The sequence below is a fragment of the Micromonospora sp. RTP1Z1 genome (assembly GCF_033804685.1).
Taxonomy (GTDB): Bacteria; Actinomycetota; Actinomycetes; order Mycobacteriales; family Micromonosporaceae; genus Micromonospora.
The window spans coordinates 1-21,778 of the sequence record NZ_JAPFQV010000050.1 but is presented as its reverse complement, the minus strand read 5'-3'; the positions used below and the strand labels follow the sequence as shown (position 1 = coordinate 21,778).

Genomic DNA, 21,778 nt, shown 5'->3' with positions numbered 1-21,778 from the left:
CCTACACCCTGCTACAGGGTCGGTTGGGCCGCGTAGGCGGCTCGCAACTCCGCCGCCACCCGGCTGGACGCCGGCCGACGCGCCGGACGTTCCCGAGGCCGAACCGGTGGCTCAGGGGCCTCGGGCTCCGCGATCTCTGGCTCCTCCGCTTCCACGGGCTCGGGAGTTGCCGGCGGCACATCGAGCGGCCCGTCCGCATCCGAGTCGCCCTCAGTACACAGCTCGTCGAGCCTTGCCTCGATCGACGGCGGCATCACCTGGCCCTCCCGCAGACTCGGGTTTCGGCCCGCGGTCCTGCCAATGAGCGCCAACCGTGCGTCGGCCGGGCTGATGGAGGCGTCCGCCAGCAGTTCGGCACAGGCGGCAGCCACATCGGGGATCGTCGGACGTTCCTCGGCCTCGAAGGCGAGCATCTTCCGCAGGAGTGGGAGCAGACGGGCGGGGACCCCAGTGAGATCCGGTTCGATCTCAGGGTTCGTGATCTGCCAGATGATGGCCTGCCACGACGACCCGTCGTACGGATAGTGCTCGGCCGCCGCGTAGAGAAGAACTGTGCCCAGCGCGTAGACGTCGGCCGCCGCGGTGACCCGCGGGTTCCCGCCGGCCTGCTCGGGCGGCATGCAACGCACCGAGCCGATGATCATCCCGCTGGTCGACAGGGAGTCGTGCGACGACGAGGCACCGACGAACGCCGCCAGGCCGAAATCGATGATCACTGGGCCGTCTGCGCCGAGTATCACGTTCTGCGGCTTCAGGTCCCGGTGCAGCAGGCCGGCGCCGTGCACCGCCTCCAGGCCCTCCGCGACGAGCGCGCCAAGGCTCGCCACCAGAGCTACGGGCAGCACCTCGTGCTCGCGTACGTACTCCTGCAGGGTATAACCCGGGACGTACTCCATTGCCAGCCAGGGACGGTCCGCGTAGGGGTCCGCTTCCAGGAACCGGGCGATGCGATTCGTGCCGATCACCGTACGGGCGACGGCGGCCTCCCGTTCGAACCGAGCACGGGTGACGGGATCCAGCCGATCGCTTCGGATGACCTTCACCGCCACAGGCGAGCCCGCCGGCGAGTATGCGAGGAACACCTCACCCATACCGCCGCTGCCGAGCTTTCGACTGCACGCGTATCGGCCGATGTGAGACGGGAGCTCACTCATTCGATATTCTGCGCCTTTCCGCCCACCATGCAGCCAGATCCACTCTGGCCAGTGTGCCGAAACGGCACACTGACCGCGAGCCACGACGCGCTCCATGGCCAATCAGCGACGTCGCTGTGGCTGAAAAGCCGGCGTTCACACACCTCTTCAGTCCCTTGACGTCGCCATAGCCACCTCGTCGCTGCGCCGGCTGATCGACCGGAAGGCGCGTGATGTCACGAAGAATAACGTGGTTCGTCAGGAGTGCTTCTCCGCCCAGCTCGAAGACCTGATGAACCGCTATATGCGCCAGCAGCTGACAGGCGCCGCCGTTGTTGTCGCTGTAGCTGGACTTTAGCCGTGCCGCGGTGGAGAGGTCTGGGCTGTTCATGTCGGGCCTTCCGGCCAGGTTGCTCGCCCTTGGTGGTCATCATCGTCCGCCTCGAGCGACACGGCCTCCTCGTCCAGGCGGTACAGCAGGCTGCAGGCGAGCATGAGGCCCTGAACCGCGTTGCGCCGGTTGAACTGGCGCGGGCTGACCGTGTGGGCGGTGGCGTTGCGGCTGAACGTCGAAGGCACCTTGTCGCCGTTGGTGACGAAGAACTGCTGGTATGCCTGCCACATCGGGGCGAACGCGACGAACTGCCGGATGCTGAACTCGTCGTAGGCATCCTTCGTGCGCCTGCCGTTCCGGTCGGGCGTGTACTTGTAGCGATCCTTCCCGAAGTACGCGGTGACGATGGCGTCGACGAGGGAGCCGGCAAGCGCCTGCGCCGCTGCCGTGTGGCCGGCGTCCAGGGCGTCGAGCGCGGCCACGGCGAAGGGGACGTACGGGGCGACCGCTTCTGACGCGCAGCCCAGGACGACCGTGCGGCAGTCGGCCGAGATGGTCTCCCACCGGCCGCCGAGAATCCGCCGGCGTTCGCTCGCCCCGCCAGCCCGGATCAGCGCGTCGGCGGTGGCCGTGCGCGGCAGACCGTACAGCGGGATGCCCTCCACCATGACGACCGTCTCCACGCCCGCGAACTTCAGACCTTCGATCGCGCGCAGGTTCGGCGGGTAGAAGCTGGCCCGCATGGCCGCGATCGCCGGCCCGAGGTTCTTGAACAGGGCGGACTGCTGCTCCGCGAACGTCGAGGTGATTCTGGACACGGCCGCCAGCGACTCCGCTATGCCGCCCAGGTCGAGGTTCTTGGTGAGCTGCTCGGCGATCCTGCCGAGGTTCGACTGGGCCAGGACGGTGTTCTTGAAGGCGTCGCTGGCGATGATGCCCGAGATCTGCTTCTTCCACGCCGCCTGCACGCCAAGCATCGGCTTGATCGCGTCGGCCACCAGGGCCTGCTGGGCTTCGACGACGCGGGAGATCGCGATGATGTTCTTGAACGCTGACTCGGGGAGAGTGAACGCCGGCAGCTTGACCTGAGTGCCCAGCGACTGCTGGATGCCCGCCATGGAACTGCGGAGGGCTTCCGTCTGCTCCGGAGTGAGCTCGATGCGCTTCTCGCCCTCGTCACTATCGCCGGCAGGCTTCTCCACCGTCTCGTCGGTCACCGCATCTCCTTCGGCGGTCCGTGCGTCGTAGACGCGCTCGACGTGCATGATCTGGCCCCGGTGGTGGTGATCTCGGCCTTAATCGCCCGCAGGCGTGCGCTCATCCTGCCGCACACGGGAACGGGGCCGCTGGGGCTCGCCGTCGGGGCTCGGACGCGGGCGGGTCGGGAGACGGTGCCTTAACGAGTCAGCGCGTCGATGATCGTCGGCAGATACCTGCGCACCTGCTCGCGATCGCTGTCCTTCTCCTGCTCGGACAGCTCGGCGTACGGCGTCTCGATCTGGGCCTCCCAGCGCGTTGCCAGCTCGGCGGGGATGACCAGGGAACCGTCGTCTCGGCGCTCGCACTGGTCGTGGGCGTAGCGCTGCCAGTGCGCCCACCGCTCGTGCTCGATCGCGGCGAGTCGCTCGACGGTCCGCTCACTCTCCAGCAGCTCACGGATCTGGTCGTGTGACGGCATCAGATCAGGTTCTCCTTTACAAGCTTCCAGTAGTGCTGACCGAGGACAGTCAGCTCGCACGCCTTCGACTCCATCGCCGCATGCCACATGTGAGGCGCGTCGACCGGGCGCACTAGATTCACCTTCACCAGCGACTGCAGCACCGCAAAGTCGGCGGTCTTGGCGGGGTCCGGCGGCGGGACCGAACCGTCCTCCGTGCCTGAGCGCTCGGGCTCGTAGCCCGGATCGAGCGGTAGCTGAGTGGTGGGCTCGTCGAACAGGACCGTGAGCTTCTGCAGCTGGGCCAGCTCGATGGGGGCTTGGGCCTCCCGGAGCGAGACGAACTTCTTCACGTTCGTCTTGAACACGGGCCGCTGCGCCCAGTTCCCGAGGGACTGGTCGATGTGCGCGTACACGCTGCCCGGCGTCACGTCGCCCACGAGGTTAGCAGCGGCCCCGCTCAGCGCGTCGACGAGCAAGCTCGTGAACACCCCGGAGCCACTGGTCTCCATGGCGTACTGGTCGGCGGTCGACGCCGTCAGGACGGTAACACCCTCCTTGATCTCGGCGACCTGCGCAGCAACCGGGTTGCTGCCCGCGACGCCGCTGTGGCAGCTGTCGAGGATGATCACCTTGTTCTTCGCCGGCGAGTTGTTCGCGAAGGTCATCACGTCCAGCAGCGAGAGCCCGTCATGCCCAGCGGTGCAGTCGCTCGCGCAGATGAAGCCGCCCGACCCGTCGACGTAGCCGTGGCCGGAGAAATAAAACAGAGAGATTTCGGCGTCGTCGCGGAACAACTCCTCGACGGCCTCCCTCAGCTCGGTGCGGGTGACCGCCGAGTCGGGGCCGGTAGCAGTCATCAACTTCGGTTGCGCGAAGTTGAGCGTGCCGTCGGCATGCCTCTCGAGCACGGTCTTGACGGTGTGTGCGTCGTTCACGGCACCGCAGAGCGACCCGATCCGGTCGTAGTGGTCGATCCCGACGATGAGCGCCTTACGCATGCCGACGCGCCTCAGAGCGAGTCGATGAAGCTAGCGATGTTCGCGTCGGTCCACGCGACCGTCCGGACACCGACAAGGTTGGTGCGGTCGCTGGAGTACGCCCAGACACCCAGCAGCGGCTTGCCCTCGTCCTTGGCGCACTGGATCTCCCACTGCTGGCCGGAGGAAGTGAGCGAGTTCTTGCTCACGAGCGCGATCACGCCGTGGGAGCGGCGGATACGCGTGCGGACCTTGTCCTTCCAGCCGGAGTCGTAGGGCTCCTTCACGGACATGTCGATGAACTCATACGGCGTGCGAGGGTGCAGCGACTGGCCCTTCAGCAGGTCCCTCTGCCGCTCATCCTCGATAGCAAACGCGACGAAGACGATCTTGTTCTCAGCCATGCGTGGCCCTCCCCATGTGTTCGAGCGGCGACCGTCATCGATCGCATCAGAGTCCACTGTGAGCCTATCGACGGGCACCGACACTCGCGGTGGGGGTGGGTACGGGGCGTCCGGCATGCTGTGCGGCCGAGGCCGTAATGCAGCAGGCTGATGGCGAGGATGTTCTGGGCAGAGCTACGCGGGCTATGGGAGCCACCGCGGTGGAGAGGTCTGGGCTGCTGCTCATGTCGGGTTTTCTGGTCAAGTTGCTCGCCGCTGGTGGTCGTCGGCAACCTGTTGGATCACCCATAGTGCTGCAGACGCTCGATCAGGTGGGTCGCGGCATCGCCGAGGTCGTCGACTCGGTGAACAAGGCCCAGGCCCACTTCCAGAAGGTCAGCCGGGGCGGGGGAACAACCTGCTGAACGCGCGGTGCGGGCGTGTTGGCAGGCGCCTGTGCGCCTCGAAGAGGGTGTGGACGAGGTCAAACAGGCACAGGACTTGGTCGGTAAGCACTTGGTGGCGGTGGCGACGGCCGGTGGCTGAGCGCCGGCCGTCGCCGCATTCCGCCACGTGATGGAGTTCGCGGAGGGTCAGCCAGCCGACGGGTCGCGCGGTGCCGGCTTGTCGGCTTGCGGGAGCCGTTGGGTCCCGGGTTGGCGGGGACCGATGTCGCTCTGCTCGTCCTGAGTCGGCTCGACCTTCCGCTTACCCTCGGGCGGCTGCCGAGGCGGCATGTCGATGCCGATTGCTCGGGCGTACTCGGCGAGGATGCCGCCGGCTTCGGCGAGCAGCCATGAGCCGTCGCGGAGCTTGACGATTCCTTGGGCGTAGTTGCCCAGTGCCCGGTTGGCCAGGGGGTTGGTGGCTCCGGTGGTCAGGGCGCGGAACTCGGCTCGGGCGTTCTCGGCGTCCTGGATGACGACCTTGGTCAGGTCCTGCTGTTGGCCGATGGAGACGTGCAGGTCTCGCAGCGCGGCGGCGAGGTCGGGCAGGGTCACGGTTGATACCTCCGGGTGAGGTCGGCTGCGGGATCAGGGCCTGCGGTGATGCGGCGGGCGTTGATGAGCTGGGGTCGGGTCGCGCCGGGTGTTCTTCGGGGCAGGCGGCCGTAGCGGGTGAAGGTGGCGGCGGCTTGCTCGTTGCTGGGGCAGGGGCCGATGAGGTGGCAGCGCAGGCAGTAGCCAGTGGCGCTGGAGGTGACGTGCTCGTCGAGCGCTCGCTGCGCGGCGGTGATCTGGTCGATGGCCGCTGCGGACAGGTAGACGGTGGTGGCCATGTCAGTCCTGTGGATGTGGGAGGGCGGCGACACGGGCGAGGACGTGCCGGAAGCGTCCGGCTCGGCCGTGCGCGGTCATTTCGATGCCTTCGAGCCACACCCACTGGCCGTCGTACCAAAGGCTGAGGTCGAGGCGGACGTGGACGATCCGCAGCCGAAGCGGGCCGCTGCCGTGCTGGTAGTCCTGCTCGCGTAGGTGCACGACTTCGCCGGGTGCGACGGCGACTACAGGGGTGATCGGCGTGGGGGTCACAGTCCGCTCGTCCAACCCGTCCGGCCGGGATACGGGCGGGATCTGCGGCCTCCGCAGTCGGGGCAGTTCAGCGCCGACCCGCACCGTCGGCACCATCGAGACTTGACCTTGAACAGGAACAGTCCGGCGGCGAAGCCGAGCATCGCGACCACCACCAGGACGAGGGATGGAACCACTGTGTTGCCTCCCTGACTCGGCCTCTCGTGGGGACGCAGCCCGCTTCGGGTGACGGGCTGCGTCCCCGTCGAGAGGCGTCCGGGGCCGGACGAGCGGTGAGCCCCTGGGAGCGCGAGCCCACCGCCGCACCGCGCGGCTTTCGTGGGCCGCACCGCCCTGACATGCTCATGCCCATAGTGCCTATGCACTAGTGAGAATGCAAGGATTGCATTCGCATGTACGTCACTTGCCTGGCCTGCCTGGAGGTTGCATCCGCACGGCGGGCACACTCTGACTACGACAGGAGCGAAGGGACATGGAGTTGTCAGCTCGACGGCAACCACCCACCGTGCGCCTCCGGCGGCTCGCGGCGGAGCTGCGCAGCCTGCGCACCGCGGCCGGCCTCACCCGCGACGAGGTCAGCGAGCAGACCGGCATCAACCCCGCCACCCTCTACCGCATCGAGACGGCCAAGGTCCGCCCGCAGCGGCGCACCCTGATGGCGATGCTGGACAAGTACGGCGTCACCGACGAGGACAAGCGCAGCGAACTCATCGCCCTGTCCCGCCAGGCCGCGCAGCTGGGCTGGCTCCAGGCGTACGAGTCGGAACTGCCGGAGCTCTACACCACGTACATCAGCTTCGAAGCCGAAGCCCGCTCGGTCCGCAACTACGAGTCGCTCTTCGTCCCGGGCCTCCTCCAGACCGAGAACTACGCCCGCGCCGTAATCCGGGGCGTGTTGCCGCTGGCGACCGACGCGGACGTGCAGGCCCGGGTGGAGGCGCGGATGCAGCGGCAGCAGTCCCTGCGCACCACCGATCCGCTGCGCCTCTGGGCGATCCTCGACGAGGCCGTCCTGCACCGGCTGACTGGCGGACCAGTCATCATGGCCGAACAGCTTGATGCCCTGGTGAGCGCGGCGGGCCAGCCGCACGTCACGCTTCAAGTCATCCCGTTCACCTCGGGCGCGCACGCCGGCATGCCCGGCTCGTTCGTCGTCATGGATTTCCCCGACCCGGCCGACCCCGCCCTGGTGTACGTCGACAGCATGGCCGGCGACCTGTTCCTCGAACGGGAAGCAGACGTCCGCCGCTACACCAGCACGTTCGAACACCTTCGCGCCACCGCACTCGACCCGACCAGCTCGATCAAGCTGATCCAGGAACACGCCGCGGCGATCAGTCAGGAAGGAGGTACGGGATGACCTCAGTTGACCTGTCCCGCGCCCAGTGGAAGAAGAGCACCCGGTCCAGCGGGAACGGCCAATGTGTCGAGGTCGCCGACCTCGCCGACGCGGTGGCCCTCCGGGACAGCAAGGATCCGACCGGTCCGGCTCTCCTGTTCCGCCGCGAAGGTTGGACCAGCTTCCTGGCCGGCGCCAAGCAAGGACAGTTCACCCACCGGTAGGCGGATGCGTCCGTCGGCGACCATGGGCGCGCTTCTGCGCGTGCCCGTTACTTGCGCCACCAGGTGGCGCGTCCGCGCATGCCGTGGTGCCAGGTGTCGGCCTTAAGCCGGGTCGCGTCGATGGCCTGCTGGTCGCGCTCGGAGCGGTACTCGCGGTGGGGCTGGTGCGGGCTCCAGTCGCCGATGAAGGGCCGAAGATCGTCGGGCTGGGGGTCGATGTCGAAGTCGATGCCGGCGAGGGCTCCGTCGCCGCAGGTCGGGTCGAGGCGGTCGGCTGCGGCTCGCGCCCAGCCGATCCATCGGGCACGGTTGTCCAAGCCGTCCGGCCTGTCGGGGCCGGCTACTTCGAGGGCGTCGCAGAAGGCGCGGATCTCGTTGGCGGAGATCCAAGAGTCGTAGGCCCGCCGGAACGCCTTCTTGCGTAGGAGTTCGGCGGCCTGGGGACGGGCTTCGTCGAGCGCGACCTGCCAGCGGCGACGCTCTTCTGCCCGCTTCCTTTCTTGCTCAGCGACGTATTCGTCGTGGGCACGTTGAGCAGCCTGTTTGGCTTCCTCGTCGGCGGCGATGCCGGCTTCGACGTCGCGGATGATGCGAGGTATGCGTTTTTCCAGGGGGGTGCGCTTGTCGTCGGTCCAGGTGTCCTTCTTGTCCCAGCCGGCGCGGGCGATCTCCATCCGCAGCCGGCCGGAGGCGATCCGGTCGGTCTTGGGGAGCACCATCCACCGGTTGCGCCGCAGCTGCCGGGCCTCCTGCTCGGTGGGGACGTGGGGGATCTCGTCGTACTCCTCGATCAACCTGATCCTGCGGCGGGTCTTGTCGACTTGGAGGTAGACCGACGGGTTCTTGGTCTTGGTGTTTACCCCGACCCGGTGGCCTTGCCGTCGGGCTTCGGCGGCGAGGCCGCGGATCAGGTCTAGCGCCCGCGGGACGGATGCCTCCGCAACCTCCAGGCCAGCCGGGTTTTTCTCCAGCGCCGCGAACACGAGATCGGGGTCGGTGGTGACGCGGCGGGTATTGAGCCGGATCCGGTTCCAATCCTTCTCGTCCGGGTCGTCGTCGTTGGACAGCCGAATGATCAGGTCCCCGGCGGCGCGGCCGGTGTGCTTGAGGTGGAACCCGGCGGGCACGAGACCGTGCTGCTTGGCCGCGTGAATGACCCGCCGGTACCCGGCGCGCTCCTCGGAGTCGGGGCTTTCGACTCGCACGGTCCCGCCCTCGGATTGAAGGCGTTTCACAAGCTGCCGGGAATGCTCCAGGGTCTCAGTGGCCGGGGACTGCGTCGAGCCGGTCGCCGCGGTGGCGCCACCGGCTTCCGATCTGGACGAAGCTGGCCCACCTTCCTTGGCGGCGGCGACGGCGGTCCGGGCTCGCTGGTGGGGTGTCGCCGCATCGCCCAGGAGCCGGTCGGGGTGGTCAGGATGGATGCCGTTGTCGAGGTAGAAGCGGCCGGCGTCGGTGATCTGCGCCCGCCACACGCCGCCTCGGCGGCTGATGTCAACGAGACGGCGGGTCTGCAGGGCACGGGCCGAATGGCGCTGGTCGAGACCGTCGGGACCGCTGAGGTCGTCCCCGTCGCCAATCCGCCGCAGCAACAGCAGTTGGTGTTCCTTCAGTGGATCCCATCTCTGCACCCTCTCGACCTTCGACTGTCTGGGCCTGATCCGCAAGGAACGACACCCCTGCCTGAGTTTGATGAGGTCTCAGCAGCCTACGAGGGATGCCGCTGTCCTTCACCATGAACCCGGGCAGCGGTGAAACAGATACGCGCGTATCGTTGATACGCGGTTTGTTTGTCGGCCTGCTGCCCCTAGCTTCGAGTGCGGACAACGAACCACATAGGAGGAGGCACCATGGTGGTAAGGCTGGCGCAGCTGGTCGGTGATCTTTCTGGGCCATACATCATGGGCGCGATTCTGTTACCGGTGCTGTTCGTCGGCTGGGTCATCATGAGCAAGCGGCGGACCCGTCACCTCACGCAGCTGATCCGCGCGATGCGGGGATCGGTCCGCCCGAGAGGTGGCTCCCGTGGCCGCAGCCAAGAGGGGCGCTGACGATGTCCACGCTGGAATCGCTGATGACCAGGGAAGAGGTGGCTCACGCTGCCGGCGTCACCACGCAGGCGGTGAGCAACTGGGCGCGTAGGCACCCTAATTTTCCTCAGCTCGTCCAGCGCGGATCCCGAGGGGGCTATTTGACGTTGGCGGTGGCAGCGTGGCTCGATGGCCGCCACATCCCGCGCCCCGCGTTGCTGCCGGGCGAGCGCCCGGGAATGACCTACGGGGAGCGGTTCCGCTCCGCGGTGGGGTGCCCAGCGTCACCGGGTGCCGACGATCCAACGCATGCGCCGACGGTGGATCCACTCGACGAGCGTTTGTGGGCGCCGCTGGAGCGGTTGCTACGCAAGAGCGAAGTACCTGCGGTCTTCGAGGCCGTCGTCCTGTCCCTGCTGTGCCTGCGAGATGCCTCTTCGGTCGACTGGGCGGCGATGTCGAGACCTTCCGTCGACACGATCCACGAGATTGCCATGCAGGCGTGGCGGCGGCAGCCGAAGCACATGGCGACTGCCACAAAAGTCCTTCGAGAGGTTCCAGCGACCCTCTACGGGCGGCATCAACTCCTCAACATCGTCCGCATCCTTTCCGCAGCTCGGGCGCCAGCCGATCAAGTGTTCGAGTACTTGCTCGACAGATTCGCCAAGTTCCGACACAGCAGCCCAGACGAGTACCTGGTCCCGGCCGATCTGGCGCGTCTGATGGTGCGGATGGTCGATCCCGCACCCGGTGATCGCGTGCACGACCCTTGTTGCGGTCCGGGAACCCTGCTGGTGGCTGCGGGGAAGCACATGGCCGGCATGGCCGGAACCCGCTCGCCGGTCGCTCTCACTGGTCGGGCTGCGACGGCCAGGACCTGGGGCCTCGCCACGATGAACGCCGCAATCCACGGCATGCAGGTCGAGCTCGGAGATGGGCCGCCGTCGGACCCGGGTGAGATCGACGCCGAGCCGGGCCGGTTCGACGTCGTGCTGCTCAACCCGCCGTTTGGCATGAGGAACTGGAGCCTTCCCGCGTCGCGCTCGGCACGCCCGTGGCCGTACGGCGAGCCTTCTCCGCACAACGTCACCATGGCCTGGCTGCAGACCGCGGTCGAGGCGCTTGCCCCCGGCGGCCGGGCTGCTGTGATCATGCCCTACAACGCCACGTTTGCCCTCGCCGTCCGGGAGCGAGAGATCAGAAGGGCGATGGTCGAGCACGGAGCCGTTCGTTGTGTCGTCGCGCTGCCCAGTCACATGTTCCGCGAGACCACGGTCCCGGTAACAGTGTGGATCTTGGCCCATCCCAGCGACAACGCGAGTGGGGAAGTCCTCTTCGTTGACGCCCAGGGGGCGACTCGCAGGAGCAGTCCCACCCACCGTGTACTGACGGAGCGTGGTTGCCAAGCAGTCCTCGACGCATACCAGGGATGGATGAACGGGACGGCCGTCCTCCCGATCGCGATTGAAGACTTCGCCGCCACTACAGCGACGGTGACGGAGATTCGAGAGCACGGTCACGACCTTCAGCCCCTTACCTACCTGAATCAGCGTCGGCAAGTCGTGCCCGATCCGCGAACCTCGCCGACGCTTCCCGCACTGCAGAAGGACCTGGCCCGGCTGGACGCCGACGCCAGGACAGCCGACCTGACCCTCAACCGCCGCCTCGAAAGGTTGGTGTCGTGGACACGCTGATTGGCCCCGTCCCGGATGACTGGCAGATCCGACGTCTTGACGAGTGCTGCGACGTGCAACCAGGCCCGTCCGGCACCACGTTGAGGTCCACCGCGTACGTGATCGGAGGCGTCCCCGTCGTGAAGGCCGGCGATATCGGCCCCGAGGGAATCAGCCCCAGCGTCAGCCTGGACGAGGAAACCGCCAAACGCCTGTGGCCACGGTACGAGCTATGCCCCGGCGACATTGTGCTCGTGCGCATCGGCATAACAACCCGGCACGCGATGGTGACCGAGCGACAAAAGCGCTGGTTGCTCGGCGGCTCCTGCATCCGCATCCGCGTGACCCGAGACATCTCCGCGGAGTACCTCGCCTGCTACCTCACCCACCCCGCAGTGCAGGAATGGCTGGCCGAGCACACCCAGCGCGGAGTGCTGCCCACACTCAACGGCCGCAAGGTCCGGGAGATGCCCCTCGTGCTACCACCCGCAGCTGTTCAGCGGGGCGTTGCCGAGGTCGCCAGGGCCATCGACACAAAGATCCGTGCGCATAAGGACGTCATCCAGGCCACCCGAACGTTGCGCGAACTACTTATTCCGCAGATGCTCGCCGGCGATCCCGTGCTGCCGGAGGCAAGCGTCGGTCGTGACGCGTAAGGAATTCGGTCGCAAGGAAGTCTCGCTGGGCGTACGGGTGGACGCAGGTGGACGGAGGAGAACAACGAATAACGGAGGCGAACGCATCAGCACAGACAGGCACAGTCGTCAAGACTCGTTACCTGATCGTTGCCATCGAGAGGCTTGACCCGGTGTGGGTTGCCGGGGCGTACTGGATGAGCGTTCCCCGCGCGGCCGGCCTGGCCCGGTCGCGTCACGACGAGGGCGGCACCACTTCCGGTGGCGCCTGTCGTCGTTCACGGCACAGCCAAACGCTGCCGCCGGCACGGGGACGCTGGGTGATGGGAGGACCGCTGATGAAGGACCTGACGCCGGCGAGTTGAGCCGCCGCCACGACAGACGCTGTCCGCGGCTGTCGTGGTGAGTCCCCGCCGACGAGCACCGCGGCGCCCATGGGCGCCGTAGGACCGTCAACGCCTCCGCTCCCTCAACTGCGCCGCTTGCCCCCGATCGTATCGACGGCGACCTGCCCTGTCAGGTCGTCGCGACCGGTGCTGCCCGAATCCGGTCGCCCCCTGGCGGGACTGGCTCGTTCGTCATCTCCACAGTGACACCTGACCTCTACCCGTCGAGGTCCGCCCGGCCAGGACTCACCCCGGCGCGTACCCGGCTACCCACCATCACCACGCCCGTCCGCACGACCCAACCAGCAACCCTTCTTCTCCTTTGGAGTACATCCTGAACACGCATCGACTCTCGTCGCCACCGCTGGCGGTCATCGCATCCTCGACGTCCACCGCTGACAGACCCGGGCTTGACCTCCCGTTGCCGGTCCCGCCGGGTCTCCTGCTTACCGTCCCGCTTCACCCGGACCCCCGAACGGACCCCCATTGGCACCTCACACCGCACGTCAACGCCTCTGTCCTGACCTCCTGTCCTGATGCGACTGACCCTCACCACGGGTCTCTCCCCCGGGGAAGGCGGTGACGGATGGCTGATCCCGTTCTCCGGGTCCAAGCCCAACTCACCACCCGTGACCTCGTCCTGCTCGGCTGGCTCGCCGACCATGGTGTCCTGACCTCCTTCCAGATCGCCAACGCCCTGTTCCCCTCGGTCGACTACGCCCAGGAACGCCTCCGCACCCTCACCGATCCGTTGGGGGTAATGGACCGGTTCCGGCCGCAGCGACCCGACGGCGGTTCCTACCCCTACCACTACGTCCTGGCCCAACTCGGCGTAGAAGTCGTCGCCGCGCAACGCGGCGAGGACCTGCCCCACAAGGACCGGGCCCGCCGCCGCCGCTGGCACCTCACCCAGCGGGCGAACCTGCCCCACCTGCTCGGCGTGAACGGCTTCTTCACCAACCTCGCCGGACACGCCCGCACCCACCCCGACAGCACCCTGGTGCGTTGGTGGCCAGCGGCCCGCTGCCAGCAGACCGGCGCCTTCGCCGAACCCGGCGACGACGTCACCGCCTTCGCCTACACCGCCCGGTCACGGCCCGACGGGCACGGCATCTGGGCCGAAGGCGGCCGGCGCGTGGCGTTCTTCCTCGAGTTCGACCTCGGCACCGAACGCCCACTGTCCCGGCTCGTCGACAAACTGCACGGCTACCACGACCTCGCCCGCACTACCGGCCGGTTCTGGCCGGTGCTGTTCTCGCTGCCCTCCCCGGTACGCGAGCGACACCTGCACCAGGAACTCAACGCCGCCGGGACCCGCTACCCGGTAGCCACCGCCGTCCACGCCGACGTCAGCGGCACCAGCCCCGCGGAGGCCGTGTGGTGGCTGCACCGCGCCGACGTGGCGCCGCTGCGCCTGGCCGACCTCGCGCCACCCAACAGCAGCCCCGGACAGGCGCCCTGACGGCACACCCGCCGACCTCAGGCGGACGAAGGCGCGGACGATACCTCCGCGTTCGCGGTGACAGCAAGACCCCTGGATCTGTCAGTGGCTCTCCAACATCCGACTGCGACTCGCCGACAGAGGCTGACAGGCGTTGACAGATCCAATCCCTTCCCGTTGACGGATCGCGGAGCTATCCTCCGCCCCCAACAATTCCGAGATCGACCGGCCACCACCACTCGTTTCATGAATCGGATCGATCGCGCGAACCCGCGCAGGAAAGGAAAACGTATGAACGAAGGACTCCGACCCCAGCAGCGTCACACGCTCTTCGGAGGACCGTGGCCCACGAGCCCCACGAAAACGACGTCCGGAGCTATCCTGACGCACCGCATCCCGGTACCGCCACCAAAAACGGCGGTGCGAAAACACCCCGCACCCGCGGAAAGAACCCGACCATTCCGATCCGGATCACGCGGATCGAAACCGTACCCATGACTCCCGCCGAACTCGACAATGCGGCCGAAGCACTCGCCGTCCTGCTCAACCACTTCATCGACGACCACCCCGACCTCTTCCAGTAACCCGCCATGCCGGTGGCGGCCACCCCGGCCGCCACCGGCACCGCCCCTCCACCGAGAAGGACACCGCCCGTGACAGCCCCACCCCTCGCCCCACCCAAGCGGCGCGGCCGACGCGCACACCAACCCACCACAGCCGAGCGGCCCACCGGCCCGTGCCGGGTCTGCGTCTACATCCGCCGCTCCACCGACGACGAACACCAACCCTTCTCCCTCGACGCTCAACGCGCCGCCCTGGAGAAATACGTCAAGTCCCAACCCGGCTGGACCATCGTCGCCGAATACGAAGACGACGCCTCCGGCGCCACCACCCACCGACCCGGTCTTCGGAAAGCACTCAACGCCGCGAAAGCCGGCCTCTACGACGTCCTGCTCGTCTACCGACTCGACCGATTCAGCCGCAGCGTCGCCGACCTACTCGACCTCATCAACATCCTCGAAGCATCCGGCGTCCGATTCTCCTCCGCAACCGAACCCGTCGACACCGGCGGACCCTTCGGCCGCATGATGCTCCAACTCCTCGCCGTGTTCGCCGAATTCGAACGCAACATCATCATCGACCGAGTGAAAAGTGGCATGACCGCGAAAGCCAGCAAAGGCAAATGGGCCGGCGGCACCCGCCCCTACGGCTACCTCGTCAACCCCGACCACCGCCTCGTCCCCCACCCCGACGAGGCACCCGTCCTCCGCGACATCTTTCGCCTCTACACCCGCGACCGCGTCGGCACCCGCGCCATCGCCACCATCCTCAACGAACGCGGCGTCCCGAACCGGACCGGGAAGAAGTGGTCCGGACACACCATCAACCGAATCCTGGACAATCCCGCCTACGTCGGGGACATCGCCTACCGCGACGTCTACGTCCCTGACGCCCACGACGCGCTGATTGACCGGGACATCTTCCAACGCGCCCAAGACATCGCCGCAGCGCGCGGCGACGTCCAAACCCAGCGGGCGCTGTCCGACTCGGACTACTACCTCACCGGCCTGTTGACATGTCCGCGCTGCGGACAGCGCTACATCGGCACGTCCGCCAACGGACGGACCCGCCGCTACCGCTACTACACCTGCTTCACCCGCACCCGCTACGGCAAACACGCCACCTGCGATGCACCCCGCCTACCCGCCGACGACCTCGACAACGCCATCCTCAAAGCGCTGCACGACTTCTACACCACCGCCGAACCCGTCCTGACCGCCATGATCGAACGCGCCCACGCCCAACGCAACAGCACCACCGACGACCGCAGCGCCGAACTCACCGCCCTCGCCCACCAGATCACCACCACTGAAGCCGCCATCGACCGATATCACACCGCGTTCGAGAACGGCACCATGGACGACACCACCGCCGGCCCGCGCATCCGGGAACTCCGCCAACAACTGGCCCAACTCCACACCCGGCACGCCGAACTCGCAGCCGGTCTCGCCGCCCAGCCCGCCCCACCGACACCCGGCACCATCGCCCTGATCCGCGACTACCTCACCACGATCATGGCCAGCGGCAGCGACACCGAACGCAAGGCCGCCATCGAGACCCTCATCGCCGAAGTCCAACTCACCGACCAGGGAGTCGTACCCGTGTTCAAGATCCCCACCGACACGACAATGCCCCCGCCCAAAACAGACGGGGGCACATCGAAAGAACCACCGGTTCGCACAATGGTGCGGTCGGTGGGCCGCTAGGGACTCGAACCCTGAACCCCTCCGGCGTGCTCGTGATCAACTCCAATCGGGCGGATCGGCCGCCTGACCTCGGCAAGTTCTTCCGCTGCCTTGCAGCGGTTGACAGCCCTTGTCGGCGTCAGTTGTGCCCGCCTTGTGCCCGATGATCTCCCCGAGGACGCGGCCTCTTGCCGCCCGGATCGCTACCGGGAACGCTGTCGACCATGACTCAAGAGGACCGTTTGCAGCGGATGATTGAGGATCTCCGACGGATGCGGGAGCAGTGTGTCAATCCCCTGGAAGCGTGGAGGGTTGTTTAAGCTGCCTGGGCCCGGCGGGCTTCGGCGATGAAGTGTTCGTAGTCGACCGGTGACATGCCGTCGCAGGCGCTGTGGCGCCTGCGGACGTTGTAGAAATCGACGATCCAGGTGGCGATCTTGATGCGGGCTTCCGGCGCGGGTGCGGAACCGCTGCCGGTGGATGTACTCGACCTTGATGGTGGAGTTGAACGCCTCGGCGGCGGCGTTGTCCAGGGCGCAGCCGACCCGGCCCATCGACTGCAGGACACCGAGACGCTTGCAGGCCTTGGCGTAGTCGGCGGCGGTGTACTCCTTAGGTTCAAGGAGTCGTCGCAACACCGGCTCGTTGCAGTGATCTTAGGTGTTCTTCCAGGGCTTCTGCTGGCGTTCGCCAACCCAGTGACTTATGGGGCCGGCTGTTGAGCGTTGCGGCGATGGCGTCCAGGTCGGTGACGCTGTGTCGTGATAGGTCGGTGCCTTTTGGGAAGTACTGGCGTAGCAGCCCGTTGGTGTTTTCGTTGGTCCCCCGCTGCCAGGGGCTATGTGGGTCGCAGAAGTAGATGTCCAGACCCGTGTCCAGGCGCAGCTGGACGTGCTGGGCCATCTCAGCTCCTTGGTCCCAGGTCAGTGAGCGTCGTAGCTGTTCGGGCAGGGTGCTGATCTGCTCCGTGATCGCGTCGCGGACCGCTTCGGCGCCATGCCCGGCCAGTGGCGGACCGTTCTTCACGACAGGTTGCTGGCCGTGTCCTTCCATCCGAGGCAGGTGCAGCAGCATCGTGAACCGGGTGCTGCGTTCGACCAGCGTGCCGATCGCGGACCGCTCAAGTCCGATGATCAGGTCGCCTTCCCAGTGCCCAGGCACCGCCCGGTCGGCGGCCTCTGCCGGCCGTTGGCTGATCATCACCTCCGGGCTGAGGAAGTGCTTGCCGCGGTTGCGGGTGCGGGCCTGCGGCACTCGTAACGCCCGGCCGGTGCGCAAGCACGCCGTCAGCTCACGGCGCAACGCACCGCGGCCCTGAATATAAAGCGATTGGTAGATCGCCTCGTGCGAAATTCGCATCGACTCATCATCCGGGAAATCCACCCGCAACCGTCGGCTGATCTGCTCCGGGCTCCAGGCCGTTCCCCACCGCCGATCCGCGCGACGGCCATGCCGCCGGCCCTTCCACGGCACATTCGGACCCGGAATCGGCCGGCCCTCGCCATCGGTGACCGTGCCAGCGAGCCGGTCCTGCACGTAGTCGTGCAACCGCTGATTCGCCGCCAGTTTGGCGGGTTTCGGACGACGGCCACGGCGTTCGGCATGCCACTGCGCGGCCACAGCACGGTAATCAAGACTGCCGCCACGAGACGCGGCGTTGCGGCGCAACTCCCGCGAGATCGTCGACGGGTCACGGCCCACCGCCCGAGCGATCTCCCGCACGCCCTTGCCCTGCGCTCTGAGCAGCGCGATCTCCTCACGCTCGGCGAAGGACATATACCGGCCCGACACCGGGGCCAGCGACAAAGGCGGCATACCGCCACCCTGACGAAACCAGCGGCCGCCCACCGGCTGCGACACACCACACGCCGCCGCGGCCTCTTCGCTCGACAGCCCCTCAGCGATCCGCCGCCAGAACTGCCGCCGCACCTCCCGATGCTCGTTCACACCCGGCCGACCCGGCGACCGCATCGCCGGGCGACCCGTCACCACTGTCACCCAACCCGCAGGTCTTCCCATGCCACACCCCTTGATCGAGGTGTTGCGACGACCACTTGAATCCGCCCTCACTGCCGCGGTCGCTGTGGAAGATCACTCCGTCGACGGTGCCGCCGCGGGTCGCCGCGGCCATGCTCAGGGTGGCGACGGTCAGGTCGGCGTCGTGGTGGGCGCTCATCGCGTAGCCGAGCAGCCGGCGGGAGTACAGGTCGATCACGGTGGCGAGGTAGAGCTTGCCCTCGTCGGTGGTGACCTCGGTGATGTCGCCGCACCACAACACGTCCGGTGCGACGGCGGTGAACTGCCGCCGGACCCGGTCCGGGGCCACGGGACGTTTGCCCTGCCTGGTGAGGCTGCGTCGGCGCCGGGGTGTGCGTCCGGCCAAGCCGAGCGCGGCCATCCGCGCCGCGACGGTGTTGACCGACACCTGCCACCCGTCGGCGTGCAGATCCTGGGCCACTCGGGGAGATCCGTACGTGCCACCCGAGGCGTCGAAGGAGGCCCGGATCGCCTCGTCGAGGGCGTCGCGGCGGTCCTGCCGGGCGGTGGGCTGCCGGTCACGCCACTTGTAGAACCACGACTGCGACAACCCCAGCGCCCGGCAGGTCACCGCGTGCGGCACGGCGTGCTCGGTCCTCTGAGCGGCGACGAAGCCGGCCACACTCACTTCGTCGCCTCCTTGACCCACAGGACCACAGATCGCTTGAGCACATCGCGCTCCATCGCCAGCTCCGCGTTCTCCCTGCGCAGCCTGACCAGCTCGGCGCGTTCGTCCTCACCAAGACCGCCGGCGGCAGCCTCACCGCGGGCCCGCCGATCCTGCACCACCCAGTTGGCCAGAGTGCCGTCGTTGATCCCCAGATCCCGGGCGACCTGCGCGATCGGCTTGCCCGTCTCCCGCACGATCCGCACGGCGCCCTCACGGAACTCCCGGTCGAACCGTCTCCTCGTCTCAGCCATGACCATCTATCCCCTTAGGTCCGGCCTCCACGCTATCGGGGGAACCTCAGTGTGAGCCCAAGTCCAACCTGAATCCGCGGTACCTCCGGTACTCCAACGCTGTGTCGGCGCTGCGATGGATCATCGACGACCTAGCTAGGGAGCGAGCGGCGCAGCCGCCGGCGACAGACGACGTGTCGGCGAACAGCTAGCGCGCTTCGTCCCGAACGCGGGTACGGCGCAGCATCTGCTGCCATCGGTTGTCATCCCGTGCCTCTCAGCTCGGCGACCACCCCGCCTGCTGTCGTGACGTGACGCCCGCAGGCGACACGTTCGGTGCTTCCTTGCTGCATCCGCGAGTGGCCGAGAGAGTAGGCGCACCGACCCGGCCCTGAAGCTATGGATTGCCGGCGAGGTCGTCGCTCACGGCTTCGTGCGCAGGCCACAAGCCCCGGCTGGCTGGTTGTAGGTTCCAGCGGTCCGGTGCGTTGCTGTACTTGTCTGCTGTACGGCGACCAGGGCCGCAACGGGGCTACGAACCTCGGCGGGGGAGCAGGAGTAGGGGCCCCTGCCGAGTACGCATTCTCGGCGACAGCCGCGCCGACGACCTGCCCATGCCTCGGCGCCTTGCGACCACGCACGCAAGCACCGGGTCAATACGATCGCAGTGCTCCCTGACCATAAATAACGTAACAGCGATCTCGGCGTGGCACCATCGGGCACACGACCGACTGCGCAGGTCAGCGGCCATGGCTATGTTCCTCGGATGCCTACTCACAAGATCACTGCGGCTTCGGCGGGTACGTGGACGCTCGGCGACTTGACCGTCAACCGGATCGGATTCGGCGCGATGCGACTGACGGGCAGCGCCGCCCTCGGCCTCGGCACGCCAAGCGACCGCGGCCGGGTCATCGGCGTGCTGCGCCGTGCGGTCGAGCTGGGTGTGAACCACATCGACACCGCGGCGTTCTACTTCTCCTCGCTGCGCTCGGCCAACGAGCTGATCAACCGGGCGCTGGCGCCGTACCCCGACGATCTGGTCATCACCACGAAGGTCGGTCCCGGCCGGGATCCGTCCGGCGATTGGCTGCCACTGGCCCGGCCGGATCAACTACGTGGGCAGGTCGAGGAGAACCTGCGCCAGCTCGGCCGCGACCACCTGGACGTGGTGAACCTGCGCCAACACGGCCTCGACTCGATCGCCGAGCACTTCGGTGCGCTTGCCGACCTGCGCGACGCCGGCCTGATCCGGCACCTGGGCATCTCGAATGTCCGCCCGCAACATCTCGCACAGGCCCAGGCGATCGCCCCCGTCGTGTGCGTGCAAAACGCGTACGGCATCGACAAACGCATCAGCGACAAAACCCTCCGCACGTGTGGCGATCAGGGCATTGCGTTCGTGCCATTCTTCGCGATCGCCGGTGACAGACGTGAGGCCGGCGGTGTCGCCGACAACGACGCGGTCCTCGCCATCGCACGTGCACACGGCGCCACGCCCGCGCAGGTCCGGATCGCCTGGACGCTCAGTCGCGGGCCGCACGTGTTGGCCATCCCGGGTACGGGCAACCCGGATCACCTGGTCGAGAACGTGGCCGCCGGGGCGCTTCGCCTGTCCGCGGACGAGCTGGCCCGCCTCGAATAGCGCCACACCGGGCAGGCGACATCTCGCTTACAAGCTCTGTGCGCTTCGTCCGGCGGGGTCCGTCCGCGTCGCTGACCTGGAGTCATCGTCCGTGGGCCGCTCGCCCTGGTCGTCTCCGTCTCGGCCTGTTGCTGTCGCCGTTGCTGTCGAGGGCCCTGGCAGTTACTCCCACACTGCCAGGGGGGATCTCTCGAACTTCCCTGGCCTGCATGGCGCTGGACTGCGGTAGAGCCGCCGTTCTCTCCGCCATTCCCCGTGAATCCCCCGACGTCTCCTGCCGACCTGGCACGGATTTGGCACGCAGTACGGCCGCTTGTCGGGTCGATTGGTCATTGGTAAGTGATCAGTTCCAGCAGGGAGCCGTCCGGGTCCCGGAAGTAGACACTCACGCCTCGACCACGCCCACCACTGCGATCGACGGGCCCCTCCTCTACCTCGACATGATGGCGACGAAGGTGGGCCAGCACCTCTTCTACCGTGCCGGACCAGACAAAACATAGATCGCTGCCGCCGGGTGCAACCGGCGGGCGCGCCACCAGGCTCCCGATATCCAGATCCGGCCCATGCACGTTGAGCTGCTGATCGCCGAACCTGTACGCGACATGACCGCCAGGGTGATCAACGACTTCGGCTCCCAGCACACTCTGGTAGAAGGTCGTTGATCGCTTCCAATCGCTCACCGCGATCACGCAGTGGTCGAGTTTGACTCGTGCCTGATGCATGACCGGACCGTACCCGGCAGCAACCTGCAGCATCGCGCTTGACCCCCAGCTCGCGGCAAGCCCGTCGGATCGGGTCCGGTGCGCGGTCAGCCGGCACAACTGGATGCCGTCCGGGTTGGTTCGGGCGCTGGTACCTCGCTGCTGTACCGCCCCCGCACGCTAAGGATCGAACTCTGTCGGTCCACAGCCTGGTCCTAGTAGGTCCCCTGAGTCATCTAGAGTCAGCCGGTGGAGTTTGGAACCTTCGCCGGCTTCGCCCTGCTGGGCTGTGCGGGACTTAGCTGCCTCTTCCTCGTTGCCGTTGTAGGGCTCATCGGAGCCTGGTGGAAGCCGAAGGGCTGACGCGCGACGACTGACCCGGAAGGTGTCAACCTTTTCGGGGCGGATGGTTCAGGGGTTCGTTGACTGAGTCGGCTCGTCGTTGGGCTTGTTGATCCACGCGGGTTCGGGTAGGGCGGGTGGTTGTGGGATGCCGCGGACGAAT

At 67.3% G+C, this 21,778-nt stretch carries 24 protein-coding genes; 11 read left to right on the top strand and 13 right to left on the bottom strand.

Annotated features, from left to right (window positions below):
* Positions 1-11: 11 nt before the first annotated feature.
* Positions 12-1,154 carry a serine/threonine-protein kinase gene (locus SLP03_RS22705; RefSeq protein ID WP_319462646.1) on the bottom strand — a complete coding sequence of 381 codons (1,143 nt, stop codon included), beginning with the start codon at positions 1,152-1,154 and terminating at the stop codon, positions 12-14.
* A 166-nt stretch (positions 1,155-1,320) separates the two neighbouring features.
* Between SLP03_RS22705 and SLP03_RS22700 the strand changes: the two genes are divergently transcribed.
* A complete protein-coding gene (locus SLP03_RS22700) occupies positions 1,321-1,491 on the top strand; it encodes a type I restriction enzyme endonuclease domain-containing protein (RefSeq protein WP_319462666.1) in 171 nt (56 codons plus the stop codon).
* Between the two features lie 29 nt (positions 1,492-1,520).
* Here the strand turns inward: SLP03_RS22700 and SLP03_RS22695 are convergent, their stop codons facing one another.
* The 6 genes from SLP03_RS22695 to SLP03_RS22670 form a co-directional block, all read right to left on the bottom strand.
* A complete protein-coding gene (locus SLP03_RS22695) occupies positions 1,521-2,684 on the bottom strand; it encodes a hypothetical protein (RefSeq protein WP_319462645.1) in 1,164 nt (387 codons plus the stop codon).
* Positions 2,685-2,863: 179 nt separating this feature from the next.
* On the bottom strand, positions 2,864-3,145 hold the full coding sequence (locus tag SLP03_RS22690; protein ID WP_319462644.1) for a hypothetical protein: 282 nt from the start codon (positions 3,143-3,145) through the stop codon (positions 2,864-2,866).
* A complete protein-coding gene (locus SLP03_RS22685) occupies positions 3,145-4,125 on the bottom strand; it encodes a caspase family protein (protein ID WP_319462643.1) in 981 nt (326 codons plus the stop codon). Before SLP03_RS22685 ends, SLP03_RS22690 begins: the two co-directional genes overlap by 1 nt.
* Positions 4,126-4,136: 11 nt before the next feature.
* Entirely contained in the window at positions 4,137-4,508 is a 372-nt protein-coding gene (locus tag SLP03_RS22680) for a TIR domain-containing protein (RefSeq protein ID WP_319462642.1), read from the bottom strand.
* Between the two features lie 572 nt (positions 4,509-5,080).
* The gene (locus tag SLP03_RS22675) at positions 5,081-5,488 is read right to left on the bottom strand and encodes a hypothetical protein (protein WP_319462641.1); all 408 of its coding nucleotides are present in this window, start codon (positions 5,486-5,488) and stop codon (positions 5,081-5,083) included.
* Positions 5,485-5,766 carry a hypothetical protein gene (locus SLP03_RS22670; protein ID WP_319462640.1) on the bottom strand — a complete coding sequence of 94 codons (282 nt, stop codon included), beginning with the start codon at positions 5,764-5,766 and terminating at the stop codon, positions 5,485-5,487. Before SLP03_RS22670 ends, SLP03_RS22675 begins: the two co-directional genes overlap by 4 nt.
* On the opposite strand from SLP03_RS22670, the gene SLP03_RS22665 reads away from it, so the two are divergent.
* The 3 genes from SLP03_RS22665 to SLP03_RS22655 all read left to right on the top strand — a co-directional run bounded on the left by SLP03_RS22665 (position 5,765) and on the right by SLP03_RS22655 (position 7,582).
* Positions 5,765-5,962, top strand: a complete 198-nt coding sequence (locus SLP03_RS22665) for a hypothetical protein (protein ID WP_319462639.1) — start codon at positions 5,765-5,767, stop codon at positions 5,960-5,962. The two genes, SLP03_RS22670 and SLP03_RS22665, sit on opposite strands and share 2 nt — an antisense overlap.
* Before the next feature lie 529 nt (positions 5,963-6,491).
* Positions 6,492-7,379: a helix-turn-helix transcriptional regulator gene (locus SLP03_RS22660; RefSeq protein WP_319462638.1), complete on the top strand. Its 888-nt coding sequence runs from the start codon at positions 6,492-6,494 to the stop codon at positions 7,377-7,379.
* Positions 7,376-7,582, top strand: a complete 207-nt coding sequence (locus SLP03_RS22655; protein ID WP_319462637.1) for a DUF397 domain-containing protein — start codon at positions 7,376-7,378, stop codon at positions 7,580-7,582. Before SLP03_RS22660 ends, SLP03_RS22655 begins: the two co-directional genes overlap by 4 nt.
* Before the next feature lie 47 nt (positions 7,583-7,629).
* Here SLP03_RS22655 and SLP03_RS22650 read toward each other — a convergent pair whose 3' ends face one another.
* Positions 7,630-9,213: a hypothetical protein gene (locus SLP03_RS22650; protein WP_319462636.1), complete on the bottom strand. Its 1,584-nt coding sequence runs from the start codon at positions 9,211-9,213 to the stop codon at positions 7,630-7,632.
* Between the two features lie 219 nt (positions 9,214-9,432).
* Here SLP03_RS22650 and SLP03_RS22645 point away from each other — a divergent pair, with 219 nt between their 5' ends.
* The 6 genes from SLP03_RS22645 to SLP03_RS22620 all read left to right on the top strand — a co-directional run bounded on the left by SLP03_RS22645 (position 9,433) and on the right by SLP03_RS22620 (position 16,014).
* On the top strand, positions 9,433-9,633 hold the full coding sequence (locus SLP03_RS22645) for a hypothetical protein (RefSeq protein ID WP_319462635.1): 201 nt from the start codon (positions 9,433-9,435) through the stop codon (positions 9,631-9,633).
* A gap of 2 nt (positions 9,634-9,635) precedes the next feature.
* Positions 9,636-11,306, top strand: coding sequence for a class I SAM-dependent DNA methyltransferase (locus SLP03_RS22640; protein WP_319462634.1), 1,671 nt, complete (start codon positions 9,636-9,638; stop codon positions 11,304-11,306).
* On the top strand, positions 11,294-11,941 hold the full coding sequence (locus SLP03_RS22635) for a restriction endonuclease subunit S (RefSeq protein ID WP_319462633.1): 648 nt from the start codon (positions 11,294-11,296) through the stop codon (positions 11,939-11,941). Before SLP03_RS22640 ends, SLP03_RS22635 begins: the two co-directional genes overlap by 13 nt.
* Positions 11,942-12,892: 951 nt before the next feature.
* A complete protein-coding gene (locus SLP03_RS22630; protein WP_319462632.1) occupies positions 12,893-13,768 on the top strand; it encodes a replication-relaxation family protein in 876 nt (291 codons plus the stop codon).
* Positions 13,769-14,088: 320 nt separating this feature from the next.
* Entirely contained in the window at positions 14,089-14,331 is a 243-nt protein-coding gene (locus tag SLP03_RS22625) for a hypothetical protein (protein WP_319462631.1), read from the top strand.
* 6 nt (positions 14,332-14,337) lie between these two features.
* Positions 14,338-16,014 (top strand): recombinase family protein, encoded by a 1,677-nt coding sequence (locus SLP03_RS22620; protein ID WP_319462630.1) that lies wholly within the window; start codon positions 14,338-14,340, stop codon positions 16,012-16,014.
* Positions 16,015-16,196: 182 nt separating this feature from the next.
* Here SLP03_RS22620 and SLP03_RS22615 read toward each other — a convergent pair whose 3' ends face one another.
* From SLP03_RS22615 to SLP03_RS22600, 4 genes are read right to left on the bottom strand one after another with little or no spacing between them, the layout of a single operon-like run.
* The gene (locus SLP03_RS22615; protein ID WP_319462629.1) at positions 16,197-16,631 is read right to left on the bottom strand and encodes a hypothetical protein; all 435 of its coding nucleotides are present in this window, start codon (positions 16,629-16,631) and stop codon (positions 16,197-16,199) included.
* Positions 16,612-17,964, bottom strand: coding sequence for an IS30 family transposase (locus SLP03_RS22610; protein WP_319462665.1), 1,353 nt, complete (start codon positions 17,962-17,964; stop codon positions 16,612-16,614). The genes SLP03_RS22615 and SLP03_RS22610 overlap by 20 nt, the downstream gene beginning before the upstream one ends.
* Positions 17,891-18,658 carry an IS3 family transposase gene (locus tag SLP03_RS22605; protein ID WP_319462628.1) on the bottom strand — a complete coding sequence of 256 codons (768 nt, stop codon included), beginning with the start codon at positions 18,656-18,658 and terminating at the stop codon, positions 17,891-17,893. Before SLP03_RS22605 ends, SLP03_RS22610 begins: the two co-directional genes overlap by 74 nt.
* Positions 18,655-18,951: a transposase gene (locus tag SLP03_RS22600; RefSeq protein ID WP_319462627.1), complete on the bottom strand. Its 297-nt coding sequence runs from the start codon at positions 18,949-18,951 to the stop codon at positions 18,655-18,657. Before SLP03_RS22600 ends, SLP03_RS22605 begins: the two co-directional genes overlap by 4 nt.
* A 745-nt stretch (positions 18,952-19,696) precedes the next feature.
* Here SLP03_RS22600 and SLP03_RS22595 point away from each other — a divergent pair.
* Positions 19,697-20,572: an oxidoreductase gene (locus SLP03_RS22595; RefSeq protein WP_319462664.1), complete on the top strand. Its 876-nt coding sequence runs from the start codon at positions 19,697-19,699 to the stop codon at positions 20,570-20,572.
* A 329-nt stretch (positions 20,573-20,901) separates the two neighbouring features.
* Here SLP03_RS22595 and SLP03_RS22590 read toward each other — a convergent pair whose 3' ends face one another.
* Positions 20,902-21,294 carry a VOC family protein gene (locus SLP03_RS22590; protein ID WP_319462626.1) on the bottom strand — a complete coding sequence of 131 codons (393 nt, stop codon included), beginning with the start codon at positions 21,292-21,294 and terminating at the stop codon, positions 20,902-20,904.
* Positions 21,295-21,778: the final 484 nt, after the last annotated feature.